Below are 15,928 nucleotides of genomic sequence, written 5' to 3'. Positions count from 1 at the left end.
GGTTTGAGTTTAGCGATGGTCATCGCAGGGTCTGCAGCGGTTGCGACAGCAGGGCCGCACTATAAAGAGCATGGCATGAACCACAAAATGGAAAGAATGCTCAAGCGCCTTGACTTAAGCGAAGAGCAAGAGGTGCAGGTTGAGGAAATTCTGGCTCCCATGAAAGAGCTCAGAAAGGAAAGAAAAGGCTTCCCGAAAATGCGTGCCATGATGTCTTTGGACCCGGACGCTGCCGATTATATGAAGCAAGCAGAAGAGCAGGCGACAAGTGCTGCTGAGAAAGTTAAGGCTCGTATCCTTAATATGGCGAGTGTTCGCCAGCAAGTACACGCGGTGTTAAATGAGGAGCAGAAAGCCGAGCTTAAAGCGATGGTATCGAAGAAGCTAAAGCGAATGGAAGAGCGCTGTGAGGATGACGATTAATTGAGGACATCAGATTTATCGGATGCTAGTTGTTGGTTGTGAAGCTAGACAAGGATGTTTTTTGCGTGGCGAGAGCCACGCTTTTTGTTTTCTTTGGTCTTATGAATATATCTTCAGTACACTCTTAGCTCTTAGTCTTTGATTTCAAAATGGAGCGAGTCAGTGAGTTGCTTGAGGAGAATTCCACGGTGTGTGTCGGAACAGATTAGAGCCATCATTTTTGACCTTGATGGAACGCTGGTCAGCTCGAGTCTCAACTTTGACCGAATGCGAAAAGATGTGGGTTGCCCGCCTGACGAAGATATTTTGGCCTACATCGATGCCCTGCAAGGCAAAGATAAAGAAGCGGCAAATGCCATTGTTTATCAACACGAAATGGCCGATGCGCGATCAGTTGAACTGCTTCCTGGAGTAGAAAGTTTGTTTGAACAGCTTTCTATAGGAGCATTAAAAACTGCGATAGTGACTCGAAATTCAAGAGAAGCAACTCGTCGTAAGTTAGAGCAAGTGGGACTACAAGTTGACACGATATTAACCAGAGAGTGTGCCCCTGCAAAGCCTCACCCAGGAGCCTTGCAGCAACTATGTCGTGAGTGGCAACTCAAACCTTCTGAGGCGGTGTATGTGGGTGATTATCTGTACGACCTATTAGCAGCAGAACATGCTAACATGCATTCCTGTTTATATGCTCAAGATCACTTACCTGATTATGCTGAAAGGGCGGGCTTTGTGTGTAATGACTACGCATCTTTTTTCGATTTATTAGCCTCCTATATAGAAAAAAAATAAAGACAAACGCACCTGCTTGCTTAACTTTGCTTATCTTGCGAGATTGATCTGAATCAATCTTGGATAAAGAAGGCGAATAGGTGCGACAAAATGTCACTTCCTCCATAAAACCTCATCGATATACTCACCTCCAATCGAATCATAGATGAGGTTGAATGAGGGTGTTAGTGTGAGAGTAAATCAAACTTTTCGAAATATTTCGCTATCAGGGAAAACTTGTATTGGTAGTAGTCTCTTGGGCGCTAGCCTTTTGTATGCACTTCCCGCTGTTGCAGACATGGAAGCAAAGCCAGCGGTTGAGCAGCTAGATACGATTAGTGTGACAGCAAATAGAAACGAAGAGTTGACCTTGGATGTGCCCGCCAGTATCGCCGTTAAGGATAGAGGCTCTGTTGATCTTGACCAGGCTAACTACCAAAAAGACTTGTTTAATAGCATTGCAGGCGTTCGTATTATACAGACCGGTTCAACCTTGGGGCATAAAACCAGTATACGTATGCCTTCCAATACAGGGCCTTATTACTTGTTTTTACAGGATGGCATACCGGTACAATCCTCTGGCTTCTTTAACCATAACGGTTTGGCATACACCAACTTTAGTACGGCAGGGTCTGCAGAAGTTTTGAAGGGGGCAGGGACTGCATTGTACGGCTCCGATTCAGTTGCAGGTACTATCAATGTGATTTCCCAAGACCCAAGCTTAAGAGAAGGTTATACCGTCAAAACTGAAGCTGGTGCGCATGGCTTTTATCGTTTAGGCCTAGCAGGAAGCGCAAGCTTGAGTGATGACTCTTCAGTCGGCATTGATATATCGCATAGCGAAAACGATGGCTGGCGAGACCATACTCGCTCAAAACGAAGTGAAGCGAATATTACGCATTTTGTTTCCTTGAATGACAACAATAGCCTGAAAACAGTCTTTGCAATAAACACTACTGAGGCTGATCAGGCCGGTAGTTTAATTGGTTTGGATGCGCTGAAAAACGATACAGAATCGGTGGGTGATATAGAAGCTGCACTAGCTACCGGGATGGATATTCAGCGAAAATTTGATTTTGCCCGTTTGAGTACAGAATGGACGCACTTACTTAATGACGAGATTGAACTGAGTACCATTGCGTACTTGAGAACAAACCGGAACCAGTATGTAGCAACTTGGCAGGGAAACCTTCCTGAGAATGATAGCCAGCAAAAAACGCTTGGCCTCATGTTCAAAGCCGACTATAGCCTAGATAGCCTCCGCTGGACTTTTGGAGCCGACCTTGAATATACCAAGTCTAGTCGAAGCTATGAGCAAACCTTTGACTATGTGCCCAGTGGCTGGGGAAGTAGTGTCGCTGAGGGCTCTATTTATGACTACGACGTGAATTACTTCGCCGTGTCACCCTATACCAGTGCTGCATTTAGTGTTACTGATCACTTAACAGTAGAAGCCGGCCTTCGCTACGACTCCAGCCGTTTTGATTACACGAATAATCTATCTGACGGGCAATATGCATCGTCGAGTTATGCGCGGGCATCGAGCGATAATGACCCTTCATTCAATCACTTAAGTCCTAAACTGAGTTTTAGTTTCCGTCTTGATGATAGTCAGAATATCTATGTTCGCTATGCAAACGGTTTCCGAATACCGCAAGCTTCTCGCTTGTATGCGCTTACAACTGACAATATTGATTTTGATTTAGACCCGGAAGTCAGTGATACCTATGAACTGGGTTATAAGCTGGCAACCACAAATCAGCGTCTCGATTTATCGTTGTATTACATGACGATTGATGACTCAATTGTTCGACGAGAAAACATTGATGGAGATCGTTACTACGAAAATGGTGGCGAGACCACGCATCAGGGGGCAGAGTTATCAATACTACAGACCTTAACAGAGGAATTATCCGCACGATTGGCTTATAGCTACTCGGAGCACGAGTATGTGAACGATGAAGATTATGGCGATAACGAGCAAGCTGAGGCGCCTAACAGTTTGGCTAACTTACGTTTGAACTATTCTCCTCAAAAGGTGCAGGGTTTGACGACTTCATTGGAGCTTGAGCATATTGGTGAGTATTGGATGGATGACAATAACACTAAAAAATATGGCGGCTATACGGTTACACACTTAAAAGCACTATATAAAATTTCTGAACAGCTCAAATTGAGCGCTAAGATTAATAACCTGTCGAATAAAGTGTATGCGGAAAATGCCAGCTTCAGTTACGGCAAAGAGAAGTATACACCAGGGGCTCCGCGTCAGTTATTCGCAGGTATTGAGTATCGGTTTTAAGACATGATGACTAAAGAACGCTCAGGTATTTTTTTCATACTGTGCCTTTTGCTTGCACTCTTATTGACCTGCAACCAAGATGCAGAGGCAGCAAAAAAGCATGGAGCAATGAAAAACAGTTTGCTGCCTGAGTGTCAAGGTATGGCACTTCCATCTGTGCATTGTGGACGCGCTCCATCGTATGCCGAGGGTAAGGATAAAGTGTATGTGGTCTTCTCTCAGAATGGCCATATCTACTTATCTTCATCATCAGATGAAGGGCGCAGCTATACGCCTCCTATTGCTGTTAATCGGCGACCTGAAGCGATTTATGATGATGGCGAGAATAGGCCAAAGATCCTGTTGGGAAAACAACAAGAGATCTTTATCTCATGGACGCATAAGACGCCTGGGCGCTATTCGGGGGATGTGCGTTTTGCTCGTTCACTCGATGGCGGTCAAAATTTTTCTGAACCGATTACGATCAACAATGACAAAGCACTAATCGGTCATCGTTTTGATGCGATGCTGATGGATGGTACAGGGCGTTTATATTTATTCTGGATTGATAAACGAGATAAAAAAGCCGCTCGTGACAGGAATCAAGACTACTTAGGGGGATCGATATATTTCACCTACTCTGACGATGTAGGCGCTAGCTTTCAGCCCGATAAAAAGTGGGTTGATCATAGTTGTGAATGTTGTCGTTTGGCCCTAGCAAATGATTCGAACCAAGATGTAGCGATCTTATGGCGGCATGTATTCCCAGGCAGCATTCGAGACCATGCTATTGCCTATGTCAAAGACTGGAAGTCTATGCAGAACGCTCATCCAGCTAAAGCGGCTATAGATAACTGGGTGATTGAAGGCTGTCCTCACCATGGTCCTGATATGTCTTTTGATCGTGATGACCGCGCACATATTGTCTGGTTTACACAAGGGGATAAACATAAAGGTTTGGTGTACGGTCGCTATAACTTTTCTGAAGGAAGGGCCTTAGACACAATTTCGATTGATTCACTCCCAGGTGCGAGTCGTCCACAGGTCATAGTGCAAGATTCGAATGTGTTCCTACTATGGAAACGCTACAACGGACAAGGTCTCGATTTGATCTTACGTCAGTCCGTGAACTTAGGAAAAGACTGGCTAAAAGAAAAGGTAATCGCAAGTACCACTCATGACTCAGATCACCCTGACCTGATTGAAGTGAAGGGCCGAATTCATGCTATGTGGCATACACAGGCTGAAGCCTTACGCTGGATTAGGGTAGAGTAATGATAAGCGTGAAAAAACTAGCTGTGTTTATATGGGGTTTAATAGTTATAGGGTGGAGCGCTTCGCTTCAGGCAAATGCGAATATAAAGCCCTTTTCAGCGGATAGTCTGATTGCCATTGAAGAATCTCGTAAGGGAGAGGCATTTATATTACTGCTATGGTCAATCGAGTGTCCTCCTTGTCTAAAAGAATTAAAACTTCTAAAGGAATTAACAGGGCAAGGCCTGAATAAGCACTTGTTGCTAGTTTCAACGGACGATATGGAATACCAGACAGATATTGAAGCTTTAATAGCAAACGAAGCGCTTCTTGAGTATGAGCATTGGCTTTTCAATGGCGATTTACCTGAACGTCTTCGCTATAACATCGATCCAGGCTGGTATGGTGAATTGCCCAGAGCCTATATTTACTCCGCTCGCGGGCAGCGGGTTGCACATAGCGGCATGTTGACAAAAGCAATGTTGGAACAGTGGTTGGCTTTAATTCATGCGAACTCTGCACCGGAAAGTACCGATTCACCATGACAACTTCCAAGCCTATACGTATTACCGTTATCGTGTCAGTGCTTGTTCATTGCGGAATGATGTTGGCCGTTTTTCTTACCGTGTCTGGTGGTGTTAGCCTAGATACTGTTAATGTGGATAAGCCATTGCTGCGTCCAGCGCTTGTGATTAGTCATCACCATGTTGCTGCAAAGCCAAAGCCAAAGCCAAAGCCAAAGCCAAAGCCAGAGCCAGAGCCAGAGCCAAAGCCAGAAAATCGATCAGAGAATGAACACTTTAGCTTTCCATCTGAAACCGTTTTGCAAGCGCAAAGCCTGGGTTTAGAAGGTGAATCGATACTTGCCTATAAACAGGAGCTGTTTAAGCTTATTGAGGCACAGAAATTTTATCCGAAGCGCCTCAAAAGAATGCGTAGAGAGGGTGAGGTGACGATTGAATTCACGCTCTTGGCAAATGGCGATTTAAAAGTCATTAAAGTCATCGACTCGCGTGGACATAAACTCTTCAAACAAGCTTCACTGGCAGCGCTAAAGAAGGTCGACACTTTCCCACCTTTTCCAAAAGAGTCTACCCGTGCAGAGTGGACCTTTACGGTCGCACTAAACTACAGCCTTCGAATGTAGCGTAGAAGGAGGCTGCCCAAAACGCTTCTGCTTAACCGCTTTCATTGTAGGGTTTAAAAATCTTACAAAATAGCTGTCTTTGAACTACACTCAATAGGGTTTATTTAGCGGCCTTATCAGGGACAGGGGGCTGAACAGAATTCTGTTGAATAGTCGCCTCTGGTTTACGCTCGGTGCGATGTAGTTTGAGATGTACAGGGTAGGTATGGCTTCAAATCTTTTCTCATTTGATTCAATTGCTTTACGGCTGCTAAAGCGCATTTTTCTTATCTATTTCAGCATTACGCTTATCATGACGTTTGCTCATGCTTATTCGGAATACCATCATACAAAAGATGTGGTGAAATCTGAGTTGAAGGAAATCGAAGGAACCTTTACACCCGCGCTCCGCACTGCACTTTGGGCGGTCAATGAGAAACAACTTTCTTCTATTGCTAACGGAATTCTTCAGTTGCCCTTCGTGACGGGTTTGAAAATTGAGAACGGAAAAGGAGAGTCCCTTATTCCTGGAAGTCTAAATGTAGGGGAGGTTGATGCAGGCAGCTTTGAATATAGCTTCGACATTCTGCAAAGCACCCTGAACGATCAGTACGTTTATTTGGCAAAAGTAACCTTTTTGTCTGATAGTCAGGTGGTATTTGATCGTGTGAAATTCGGCTTCTTAATTATTGCAATTAATGCTTTGATGAAAAGTATTATTCTTTGGTGCCTGTTTTTATGGGTCTTTAAAGTAATGCTCTATAAACCTATGCAAAAGTTTGTAGGTGAATTGCATAGTATGGATTTTGATAGTCTTGATAAACGTCGTCTTAACCTTGGCCTGGAACATGATGATGAGCTACAGTCTCTAGAGAATAGCTATAACCAGATGCTCGAAACCTTACAGCAACAGAAGCAGGAATTTGTTGATGCGCAGCAAAGCTACCATCGAGAGTTAGAGCGGAAAGTTCATGAGAGAACTCACGAACTGGAGTTGGCGAATCAGCAGCTAAGTTTTTATGCGAGTACCGACCCGCTTACCTCAATCTATAATCGTCGAAAGTTCTTTGTTCTGGCTGAAAAATATCGGGCTTTAGCCTTGCGCAATAAGCATCCCTTATCCCTTCTGGCTTTGGATTTGGACCACTTTAAGCATATCAATGACGAATACGGGCATGCGGCTGGTGACGAGGTCTTGGTTAAGTTTACTTTGCTTGTTGGCCAGTTATTGCGTGAAAGCGATATCTTCGCTCGCTTTGGAGGAGAAGAGTTTGCGATCTTGTTAGAGAATACCTCCTCTGAAGATGCTGTGACGGTTGCGCAAAACATAATTGATGTGGTTGAAGGTCAATTATTTGAGTTTGAAGGTCATAATATTAAAGTGACTGTATCGGTTGGAATTGCAGAAATGATGATGGCGGATGAAGGCATTGGAGCATTAATCGCGAGAGCGGATAAAGCGCTATACCACGCCAAGGAAAACGGACGTAACCAGCATTTTATCTACGATAGTGGACAGGCGGAATTATAGTTATTGCGATGGATAAAGAGCTTCTGCATGTACAAATAATTAGTGCACTAAAATCGCGTTATGATATTGCGTACTCTGCTGCTAAACAAGCTTATGAAACGGCAACGCACGAAGAGAATGTTGCCGAGAACAAATATGATACGCTTGGGCTGGAAGCTTCTTATTTGGCCGAAGGGCAGGCTCGCCGGATGGCTGAAGCAGAAAACGCACTTAAAACATTTGAACGCTTAAAGCCAAAGAACTTTGGTGAAGACGATGCAATTCAATTTGGTACCTTAATTGGACTGAGAGAGCTCGGCACTGGTCGCGACGAGGCTGCTAGTGAAGTGTTTCTTTCGCCTGTTGCAGGGGGCCTTATAGTCGATTTTAATGGCCGCCAGGTGTTGCTTTTGAGTAAGCTCGCGCCGCTGGGAAAGGCTTTGTTTGGCGCCTATCTCGAGGACGAAGTAGAGCTTGGTGATAAGCGCTATCTAGTCGAAAGTATTAGCTAGTTTAGTGCCCGGGAACGACCATATCTTCGATGGCAGGCACGTTCGCGGTAACAGAGCCATTGTATCGTGCGTAAATATCCGTCATGGTGCCGTCACGGTGAAAGGTTAGCAAGACCTGGTTAAAGGCATCGACATACTCTTTAGAAACTGTTTCTTTGACAAAAATCACATAATATAAGTTCTTAATATCTGGCCCTGCATAACGCACATTCTGCAGCTTGAACTCTTTGATCGTATCAAAGCCGACGACATCCGGTACATAGACCACCCCACGTTTACCAAAGCGATCAGCTTCGAGCATTTTAAACACATGCTCAAAGTCGTTCTCTATGACAACACGAGCCCCAGGGATTTTCTTTGCGAATTTCTCGACCTTTTTCGACATGTTGGTCGGGCCATAGGTGGCGATGGTTAAACCGCTTAACTGCTGACGCGAGCTGTAGTCTAAAGGGTTATCTTTTTTAACAAACAGACCATAGTTCACTACATGAACGGGCAAGCTGTAGTGCCATTTCTTGGCTCGCTCTGTGTTATAGCTCATATTGAATGCAGCGTCCGCACGATGCGCTTCTAGTTCAACAAACATTCGGGGCAAGGGGTTAAATTGAAAGGTGGTGTCTCGCATTAGCTTCTTATTAACCGCCTTAACCAGAGCGGCCACCGGGCCATCAATTTCTTGTGTGGTTTCGTTGATGTAAGCGACAGGAGGATAACTATTAAATGAGACAGGCTTGCCTTTCTCTTGATGAGCCTGAGATAAGGCGCTAAAGCCAAGCATCATACTGACTACGATGAGTGCCGAAGCGATTGAGTGTCTATTTCGGCTAATTTTTATCATTTCCAGTCTTCCGATAACGTGGCTTATGAACGGCGCCATGACTTCTTATGGGGGCTATAAGGCATTAGTTTAGACCATGGTGCTTGGATTGCACCCATCAAGCCTAAATTCAAGGATGACTATTGTTATTGGGATTAAGCCGGCTTCGTTGCCTTTGCTTAAACCTTGTTCCAAGAGAAAAACTTAGCCTAAAAGTATTAAAAAGACGAAAAAACTGTGATGCGTGTCATGTTTTGAGGTCGGTACGCCGGGGGCTAAGCCCTTCGGGTGATCAAACTAAGCCCGGCTAAGCCCTATTATTTGAATCATCAAGACGAACGGCGTTAAGCAAAAAACTTCAGGCCTTTTTGCTTAGCTCCTTTCTAAACTTGTGTTGTGATAACTTTTTCCGATTAGGGCCTCCCTACAAGCCCTATTAGTGAACGCGGCGATTAGGTAGTTCGGCACCTTTCGCCGCTTTTTTTTGTCTGAAATTTAAGCTCAATCAAAAACACCTGACATCGCAGAGCGATTTATTCCGCAGTACTCTCTTGTAAAACGGTGCTAACTGCTTGCTTCTCTAATCAAGTCGTCGATGCTTTTCATATTACTACTATCGCAATAGCTGATACCAAAATTAGCAGAAAAGCTTACATTGCTTTCCTTAAGTTCATAGCTACGGCTTTTAATGAGTTGACTCAGTCGCTCAGCGACTTGCTTGGCATCTTGTGCGTTGCTCTCTGGCAAGATGATGACAAATTCATCGCCACCTATACGGGCAATGATGTCAGCATCTCTAATATCATTTTTTACTAGCTGGGCGATAAACTCCAGGCTGCGGTTGCCTGCATCTAGTCCCTGTTCGGTATTAATCTGGCTAAAGTGGTTGATATCAAAATGGATCAAGCTAATAGGGTGGCCATAGCGGTCGGCTTGCGAGAGTAGTTGCGATGCGTATTGTTGAACGAAGCGAAGATTTGCAATACCGGTTAAATTGTCAGTGAGCACGAACTTTTGCTGCTCGTTATAGGCATTTAGCATCTCATCAGAAAAGAACTTTACGGCGCTAACAACAATAAGAAAAACAATTAGCGCGTTTCCGATAAAAACTCCTTGTGCGATGGAGGGCGGAATGGGGGCCATGTAAGTTTCGACTCGTAGTGTATGGGCCGCGCAAAAGCACAAGCAACCATAAAGCATGACAGCAAGCTTTTTCCATTTTTCCTGGTCATTGAGCAGAAAGTAGACCACGACCGGGAGGCTTAGGAAATAGAGTTGGAAGCCCGTTTCAGCGCCGACAAAGAATATACTCCCCAAGGTAACTTGCAGGCTGGCAATGAGTATCAACCAATAGGCGGAAAGGACAAACTTCTCCTGCCTGACCCAGTAGAATGTTCCGGCATAGCAGAGCGCATATAGGAAATCTGTAAAGCTGCTCAGCGCTTGTTGGTATTGAGTCCATAAAATAGCTGAATAGCATAAGGATACAATCACGCCGACCAGTGACACGCTAATAACGATTCGCTTACGATATTGTGTGCCTAGCTTGGTACTAAGAACTTCTGATTGCTGTGTAGATGCCTTATTTTGCTTCATGCCTGTTTGTTTATCCTAACATGTTGGCCAGTTTGTAGGGGCCTTCCAGTATATTGTGTGTTAACTGAACTTGATTCGATACACCTGTTTTTTGGTATATCTTTTTCAAGCGAGAGCGAACGCACTCTTTAGTGAGCTTGAGCTCTTCGGCGATTTCTGAGCCTGATAGCCCAGATATCACCTTGCTGAGAACTTGTGTCTCGGAGGCGGTCAGGCCATAAAAGTCAGCCAGGACTAGATTGAGCTTCTCAAAGCTGTCTTTCTCGACAGGACGCATCACCACGAGTGAACCTTTCGCTTTCCATATCTTATTTTCATGCGCAGACTTTCGGTAGGGCGTAACACCAATATGCCATTCATTGCCTCCACCAACGTATGCATCTAAACGAATGAAGCCTCCTGGAAACAAATCTATTCCCTGCGAAGCAAGAATGCATTGCATGACAAGGTGCTGTAGCCGCTTGTTGGCGGCAGGGTTCTTCAGTGCGAGGCGGTCATGTTTTAAGGTGAGCACCTCACTCGATTTTGCAAACTCTTCTGCCCGGGCGTTCATAGGTTTGGAGACATAATTCTCCATCACCAAAAAAATAGCAGCTTCAGTACTACTTTTTAGCTGCTCTTGCACCTGGCTTTGTAGCTGGGCAAGTTTGGTTTGGGTGGATATGGTAAAAGCGCGCGTTAGGTGTGGTACAAAGATGCCGAGAATTTTCTTTGTTTGGTTATCAAAATCCTGCTGAGTATCTGGGCGGTAAAAGGTGATGCTGGCAATGAACTGGGTATCTCGATAAAAGCAGGTGCTGATACTATGGAAGCAATCATTTTCACGGAATAGCTCCTGATAGACTTTAGAAGAGCGTTAGCTTTGGCTATCTAATAGCTCTGAGCCTTTTTTGATTGAACTGGTAGACATGTCTTCGACGCTTAGTCTGCGTTCATCAAGGGGGGCGTATTCTTCGCTATATGACTCGATAGTTTTGTCGTTAAATCGATTAGCAACGATACTAAGTTGCTGGGACTTCCTATCAGTAATCGTTAGATAGCCGCCCAGCGCTTCAATTGCATCGCAGATATCGCTGATAACCTCTTCCCATACATCGTCGTAAGCGACCGATTCATATATATGAGCGACAAGGTCGACAATTTTATTGTTGTAGTTCATTGCTATGCCACGAGACCTATAACTGCTGAGCGATCTAGATTTAAGCGCTTGAGAGATCTTTAAGTTGTAAAGATAGTAACGGAATTCCTGAGTAGATTTCCAGTTTAATAAGCGCTAGTTCACAGAATTGGCATTGAATTAGAAAAAAATTCCTGGGTCGCCATTTGGGCGGAGAATTGTCAAGACCCAGACGGGTTCGATTAAGAATATATTCTACGTATAGTAGTACTTGGCTTGCCTGAGCACTGTTTGCACGGATTAGCAACGGTGTTCTGGGCCAGTCACTAGTTAGGCAAGCCTTTTACTTTTGCGCATCGCATTTACAGCTCTTGTTTGGCCTGAATGTTAAGCTGGCCTTGTGCAAAAGTTTTCTCATTATTATTTAGTGTTTTTTCAAGCGCTAGATTCAGTTTTCGCAAGGACGCGGCCCCATTGTTTCTATTCCGATCAAAAAAACTATCTTGAGATAAGCTTAAGAGAAAAACGCTGTTTTTTATATAATTCTTGTTTTGACGACTGCTTAGGTCGTGTACTCATATATGGTATCGAGTGCTAGGTGGTCTTTTTGGAAGTAGTCATCAAAACACTTTAGTACGAGCGGGCTGCGGAGTTTATCTTCTAGTGCTCGTATCTCATCCATGCTCAACCAATGAGCAGCAATAATATCTTTATCGAGCTTATCGCTCTCTTTTTCAAGTGCTTCGGCGGCAAAGCAAAAGCGGTAATAACATACGCCATTTTGTGGGGCGGTATAGGTATATAAGCCAATAAATCCCGTGAGCTTGACGCGCCAGCCGGTCTCTTCCAACGTTTCTCGAATAGCGGCTTCTTGTATGCTTTCACCTTGCTCTATATGACCGGCAGGTTGGTTGAATACGGTTTTCCCATGAGAGCGTTCTTCAACGAGTAACAGCTTGCCATCTCGCTCGACAAGCGTGGCGACGGTTGCATGGGGTGTCCAGGTCATGATTGTGTTAAATCCTTTATATAGTCGGTGTGCCAGTAAAGCGGATATCTTATCAGTGAGCTGAACATTTCAAAATACTGAGAAAGACTTATTTAGTTGTCTCAAGTTCCTTCTCTTGTATATGGAAAGTAGACTGTGTTTTAGCTTGCAAGATCATCTCGGCGGCCTTTTCTGCCATCGCGATAATGGGGGCGTTCGTATTACCGCTAACCAGAGTCGGCATTGCTGAGCCGTCGATTACTCGCAACTTTTTAATACCATGAACTTTCAGCTCACTGTCTACGACAGCCATAGGGTCATTGCCCATTTTGCAGGTGCCGCTAGGGTGATATACCAAGCCTAGCCGTTCTTTACACTTCTTCAAAAGTGCCTCATCTGATTGGATGTTATTACCTGGGTGCAACTCTTCGCCACGATGCCCATCAAAGGCTGGGCTTGCTAATATTTTCCGAGCAACCCGAATGCCGTTGACTAATACTTTTGCATCCTCAGGGTCGGAGAAAAAGTTGAAGTCGATTTTGATTGGCTCTCTTGGGTCTGCTGATTTTAAGCTGAGTTTGCCTCGGCTTTTAGGGCGAAGGACGCAAACGTGAAGAGAGTAGCCATGGCTAGACAGGAGTTTTAAATCGCGCCCGCAGTCGTCAAAGAGTAAGGGAACAAAGTGCATCTGAATGTCTGGTACCTTTACCTCGGGGCTAGACTTCAAAAAGGCGCCCGCCTGGGTAATTGAGTTCGCCAGATTGCCTTGCTTGTCGCGCAGATATTTAAGAGTGTCGGGTAGCATTTTTAGCAGTCCGCCGGGGCTTGTCGAGAAACCATCCTTCTTTTTGCTTTTCACCAAAACACAGGCATCAACATGTTCCTGCAGGTTCTTTCCGACGCCGGGCAAATCCTGTATCACTTCGATACCATGTTGTTGAAGCTCCTCTTTATCGCCGATACCTGAAAGCATAAGCGTTTGAGGAGAGTTGAAGGCGCCGCCGCACAACAGCACTTCTTTACGTGCATGGACGGTATGCTTTTCACCTTGTTGAGTAAACTCGACCCCTGTTGCGACTTTGTTCTCGATGAGAATTTTATCGACAAAGGCCTCGCATTCAACAAAGAGGTTTTGCCTTGTCATGGCCGGCTTTAAATAGGCGCGTGAAACGCCGCAGCGCTCGCCATCTTTGATGGTAAATTGATAATAGCCCGCGCCTTCAAATTGTGGTCCGTTGAAATCTTCTGTTAGAGGGTATCCTGCTTGCTCACTTGCAGCCAAAAAACACTCGTTAAGCGGGTAAGTGTTTTGCGTGTCAGAGACATAGATAGGGCCTTCTCCACCATGATAGTCACTGGCACCGCGCTCGTTGGTTTCTGATTTTTTGAAGTAGGGCAGCATGTCATCAAAGCTCCAGCCAGGGTTTCCTTGTGCTTCCCAGGTATCGTAGTCTGATTTGTGACCGCGAATATAAACCATGGCATTGACAGCACTGCTGCCGCCGAGAGTTTTTCCGCGAGGACAAAATAGAGGCTGCCCGTTACGTATATCGGCAACCGGCTCAGACTCGTAGCGCCAGTTATATTTCTTACTATACATGAAGTAAGCAAAAGCCCCGGGAACCTTGATCATCGGGCTTTTATCTCGCGGCCCGGCTTCCAGCACAAGCACGGTTTTATCACCTTCTTGGGATAAACGCTGAGCTAATACGCTGCCCGCAGAACCAGCGCCAATGATGACGTAATCGAAAGTCAGTGAGTCCATGTGGTGTGCGCCTCTTATTATTATCAAATAAGCTCATCGTTTTGAGAACAAGCTTATCAATGTGGTCGTGTATTTGTTGAAGATAGTTTGAACGATAGGAAGGGGCTTGAAAAGGGAAATCTCACTTGTGAGCCTTGCTAGTAAGGGGGAGGTTCTTTAACTAGAAGAGGGTTTACAGCCTTAGGCTCTAAACCCAGAGTGGAATAACTGTTCGCAAGATAGTAATTATGCGGCTTGTTGTGGAGAAGGCGCTTCTGGTCTCTCAGGTACCAGTTCTTGGTATAGCTCGTCCAGTGCCTCGTTGAAATTACTTGCCAAAAAGCTGACCTTATCAGCAATCGATTCACAGCTAGTCAGGCTGATTGTTAGTGTATCGACATAGCTGGTGACCACAGCAGTTAGCGCCATGTTATCAACGATCGGTGCAACGCCTTCAAGAGATTTTAGCTCGGCGCCATTCAGAAACAAGGGAACCTTGGGGCCCGGTACATTGGTGATAATCAGGTTGAAAACGGGCTTTAGAATATTGGCTAGACGAAGGCGTGTATAAGCTTTCATGGTTAAGGAAGAAGACCACGAGGGAAGATGCTTCATGATTCGTTCAACCGCGACTTTATAGTTAAACTCTTTGGCTCTAAGGGCATTTTGATGAATCATGCCAAGTCGGGAGCTCGGGCTGTCGAGGTCTGTCGCGAGCGATATGAGCATTGGAGAGATTAGGTTCCCTCCTGAACTTTTTGGGCTTCCTTGTTCGTCCTTTTCTCGTTTTGATACGGGAATCATAGCGACTAAAGATTCTTCAGGAAGCTCATTGCTTGTTTCCAGGTTCTTTCGCAGAGCACCTGAGCAGATTGCTAATACAACATCATTGGTTGTGCTGCCCGGGTAGGCCTTTCTAATTTCCTTTACTTTGTAGAGCGGTAGATGGGCGCTTGCAAAGAAATGCTTTTTACTGATTGCTTGATTGAACGGCGTTTCAGGTGCGGTGAAAAAGTGCGGAGGACGCTGTTCCTTATCGAGCATTCTAAGTGCTTGGGAGCTAAAGATAGGGTGACTCAGACGTTTAGCTAGGCCGTAAACCTTAAGTGGGCTGCGATAGGCGTTTTGAATGTGCTTGCTACCAATTTCATAAACGGTGCTCGGCAAGTCTTGGTGTTCGGGTTTCCAATCATCGGTAAGCTCGGCTTGCGGGGCGCTTTTAGGGCTTAGTAAGCCAGCGAGAATATGCTCGGCAGACATACCATCGACTGCGGCATGGTGAAACTTCAGCAGGACAAAAAACTCATCCGGCTTGTTTTCACTTTCCATATACATTATTTCCCACAAAGGCCTGTGATGATTTAGTGCGCGACTAAAGAACTGGTTGATAACCTGCTTTTTGTCATGTTCGTGCAGCTCACCTTTCAAACTTGTGTGGAACAAGTGTTGATCAATATCAAAGCTCTCATCGTCTAACCAGGCTGGTCGATCAAGGTCTAGGATTTGTGTCGCCAGCTTCTTTCTAAAAACAGGCGATATCGACAGATGCGATTGAATATGACTCTTGAACTGCTCGAAGGTCATTGTCTTGTTCTTAGGCTGAGAAAAGGTCAGCGTGCAGCCGATGTGCATGGGTGATCTGGCAGATTCGAGGTGTAAAAATGAAGCATCGAGATTGGATAGTCTGTGCATGGTGCCTCCGGGGTGGCTACACGTTGCTGGATGAGTTAGCTAATTCTTTCATTTGTACGCACAACTGTAAACTCAAATGTTGATTTTGTTTGATCTGTGT

At 45.0% G+C, this 15,928-nt stretch carries 16 protein-coding genes; 9 read left to right on the top strand and 7 right to left on the bottom strand.

What is annotated here, in order from left to right:
• The 8 genes from A3766_RS21450 to A3766_RS21415 all read left to right on the top strand — a co-directional run.
• On the top strand, positions 1-423 hold a 423-nt coding region (locus A3766_RS21450; protein ID WP_156509029.1), incomplete at its 5' end, for a Spy/CpxP family protein refolding chaperone.
• 192 nt (positions 424-615) lie between these two features.
• A complete protein-coding gene (locus A3766_RS21445) occupies positions 616-1,212 on the top strand; it encodes an HAD family hydrolase (RefSeq protein ID WP_068508120.1) in 597 nt (198 codons plus the stop codon).
• A gap of 169 nt (positions 1,213-1,381) precedes the next feature.
• Positions 1,382-3,493, top strand: coding sequence for a TonB-dependent receptor (locus A3766_RS21440; RefSeq protein WP_197469959.1), 2,112 nt, complete (start codon positions 1,382-1,384; stop codon positions 3,491-3,493).
• Between the two features lie 3 nt (positions 3,494-3,496).
• On the top strand, positions 3,497-4,747 hold the full coding sequence (locus A3766_RS21435) for a sialidase family protein (RefSeq protein ID WP_068642955.1): 1,251 nt from the start codon (positions 3,497-3,499) through the stop codon (positions 4,745-4,747).
• Complete coding sequence (locus tag A3766_RS21430; protein ID WP_068511183.1) at positions 4,747-5,271, top strand: hypothetical protein; 525 nt, start codon at positions 4,747-4,749, stop codon at positions 5,269-5,271. The genes A3766_RS21435 and A3766_RS21430 overlap by 1 nt, the downstream gene beginning before the upstream one ends.
• Entirely contained in the window at positions 5,268-5,873 is a 606-nt protein-coding gene (locus A3766_RS29830) for an energy transducer TonB (RefSeq protein WP_068642953.1), read from the top strand. Before A3766_RS21430 ends, A3766_RS29830 begins: the two co-directional genes overlap by 4 nt.
• A gap of 205 nt (positions 5,874-6,078) precedes the next feature.
• Positions 6,079-7,383 carry a GGDEF domain-containing protein gene (locus tag A3766_RS21420; RefSeq protein WP_068511178.1) on the top strand — a complete coding sequence of 435 codons (1,305 nt, stop codon included), beginning with the start codon at positions 6,079-6,081 and terminating at the stop codon, positions 7,381-7,383.
• An 8-nt stretch (positions 7,384-7,391) separates the two neighbouring features.
• On the top strand, positions 7,392-7,874 hold the full coding sequence (locus A3766_RS21415; protein ID WP_068511176.1) for a hypothetical protein: 483 nt from the start codon (positions 7,392-7,394) through the stop codon (positions 7,872-7,874).
• A 1-nt stretch (position 7,875) separates the two neighbouring features.
• Here the strand turns inward: A3766_RS21415 and A3766_RS21410 are convergent, their stop codons facing one another.
• The 3 genes from A3766_RS21410 to A3766_RS21400 form a co-directional block, all read right to left on the bottom strand.
• Entirely contained in the window at positions 7,876-8,712 is an 837-nt protein-coding gene (locus A3766_RS21410) for an ABC transporter substrate-binding protein (protein WP_068511175.1), read from the bottom strand.
• Positions 8,713-9,255: 543 nt separating this feature from the next.
• Positions 9,256-10,287, bottom strand: a complete 1,032-nt coding sequence (locus A3766_RS21405) for a GGDEF domain-containing protein (RefSeq protein WP_068511173.1) — start codon at positions 10,285-10,287, stop codon at positions 9,256-9,258.
• A 10-nt stretch (positions 10,288-10,297) separates the two neighbouring features.
• On the bottom strand, positions 10,298-10,912 hold the full coding sequence (locus A3766_RS21400) for a helix-turn-helix transcriptional regulator (RefSeq protein ID WP_068511171.1): 615 nt from the start codon (positions 10,910-10,912) through the stop codon (positions 10,298-10,300).
• A 57-nt stretch (positions 10,913-10,969) separates the two neighbouring features.
• Between A3766_RS21400 and A3766_RS29825 the strand changes: the two genes are divergently transcribed.
• Complete coding sequence (locus A3766_RS29825; protein ID WP_156490768.1) at positions 10,970-11,119, top strand: hypothetical protein; 150 nt, start codon at positions 10,970-10,972, stop codon at positions 11,117-11,119.
• 24 nt (positions 11,120-11,143) lie between these two features.
• Here A3766_RS29825 and A3766_RS21395 read toward each other — a convergent pair whose 3' ends face one another.
• The 4 genes from A3766_RS21395 to A3766_RS21380 all read right to left on the bottom strand — a co-directional run bounded on the left by A3766_RS21395 (position 11,144) and on the right by A3766_RS21380 (position 15,828).
• Entirely contained in the window at positions 11,144-11,446 is a 303-nt protein-coding gene (locus A3766_RS21395; RefSeq protein ID WP_068511170.1) for a hypothetical protein, read from the bottom strand.
• A 520-nt stretch (positions 11,447-11,966) separates the two neighbouring features.
• The gene (locus A3766_RS21390; protein WP_068513378.1) at positions 11,967-12,413 is read right to left on the bottom strand and encodes an NUDIX hydrolase; all 447 of its coding nucleotides are present in this window, start codon (positions 12,411-12,413) and stop codon (positions 11,967-11,969) included.
• An 88-nt stretch (positions 12,414-12,501) separates the two neighbouring features.
• On the bottom strand, positions 12,502-14,157 hold the full coding sequence (locus tag A3766_RS21385; RefSeq protein ID WP_068513375.1) for a GMC family oxidoreductase: 1,656 nt from the start codon (positions 14,155-14,157) through the stop codon (positions 12,502-12,504).
• Positions 14,158-14,382: 225 nt separating this feature from the next.
• Positions 14,383-15,828 (bottom strand): wax ester/triacylglycerol synthase family O-acyltransferase, encoded by a 1,446-nt coding sequence (locus A3766_RS21380; RefSeq protein ID WP_082865503.1) that lies wholly within the window; start codon positions 15,826-15,828, stop codon positions 14,383-14,385.
• Between the last annotated feature and the right edge of the window lie 100 nt (positions 15,829-15,928).

The sequence above is a fragment of the Oleiphilus sp. HI0132 genome, assembly GCF_001635845.1.
The sequence above is the reverse complement of the archived record's forward strand: the minus strand, read 5'-3'. Positions and strand labels throughout refer to the sequence as shown.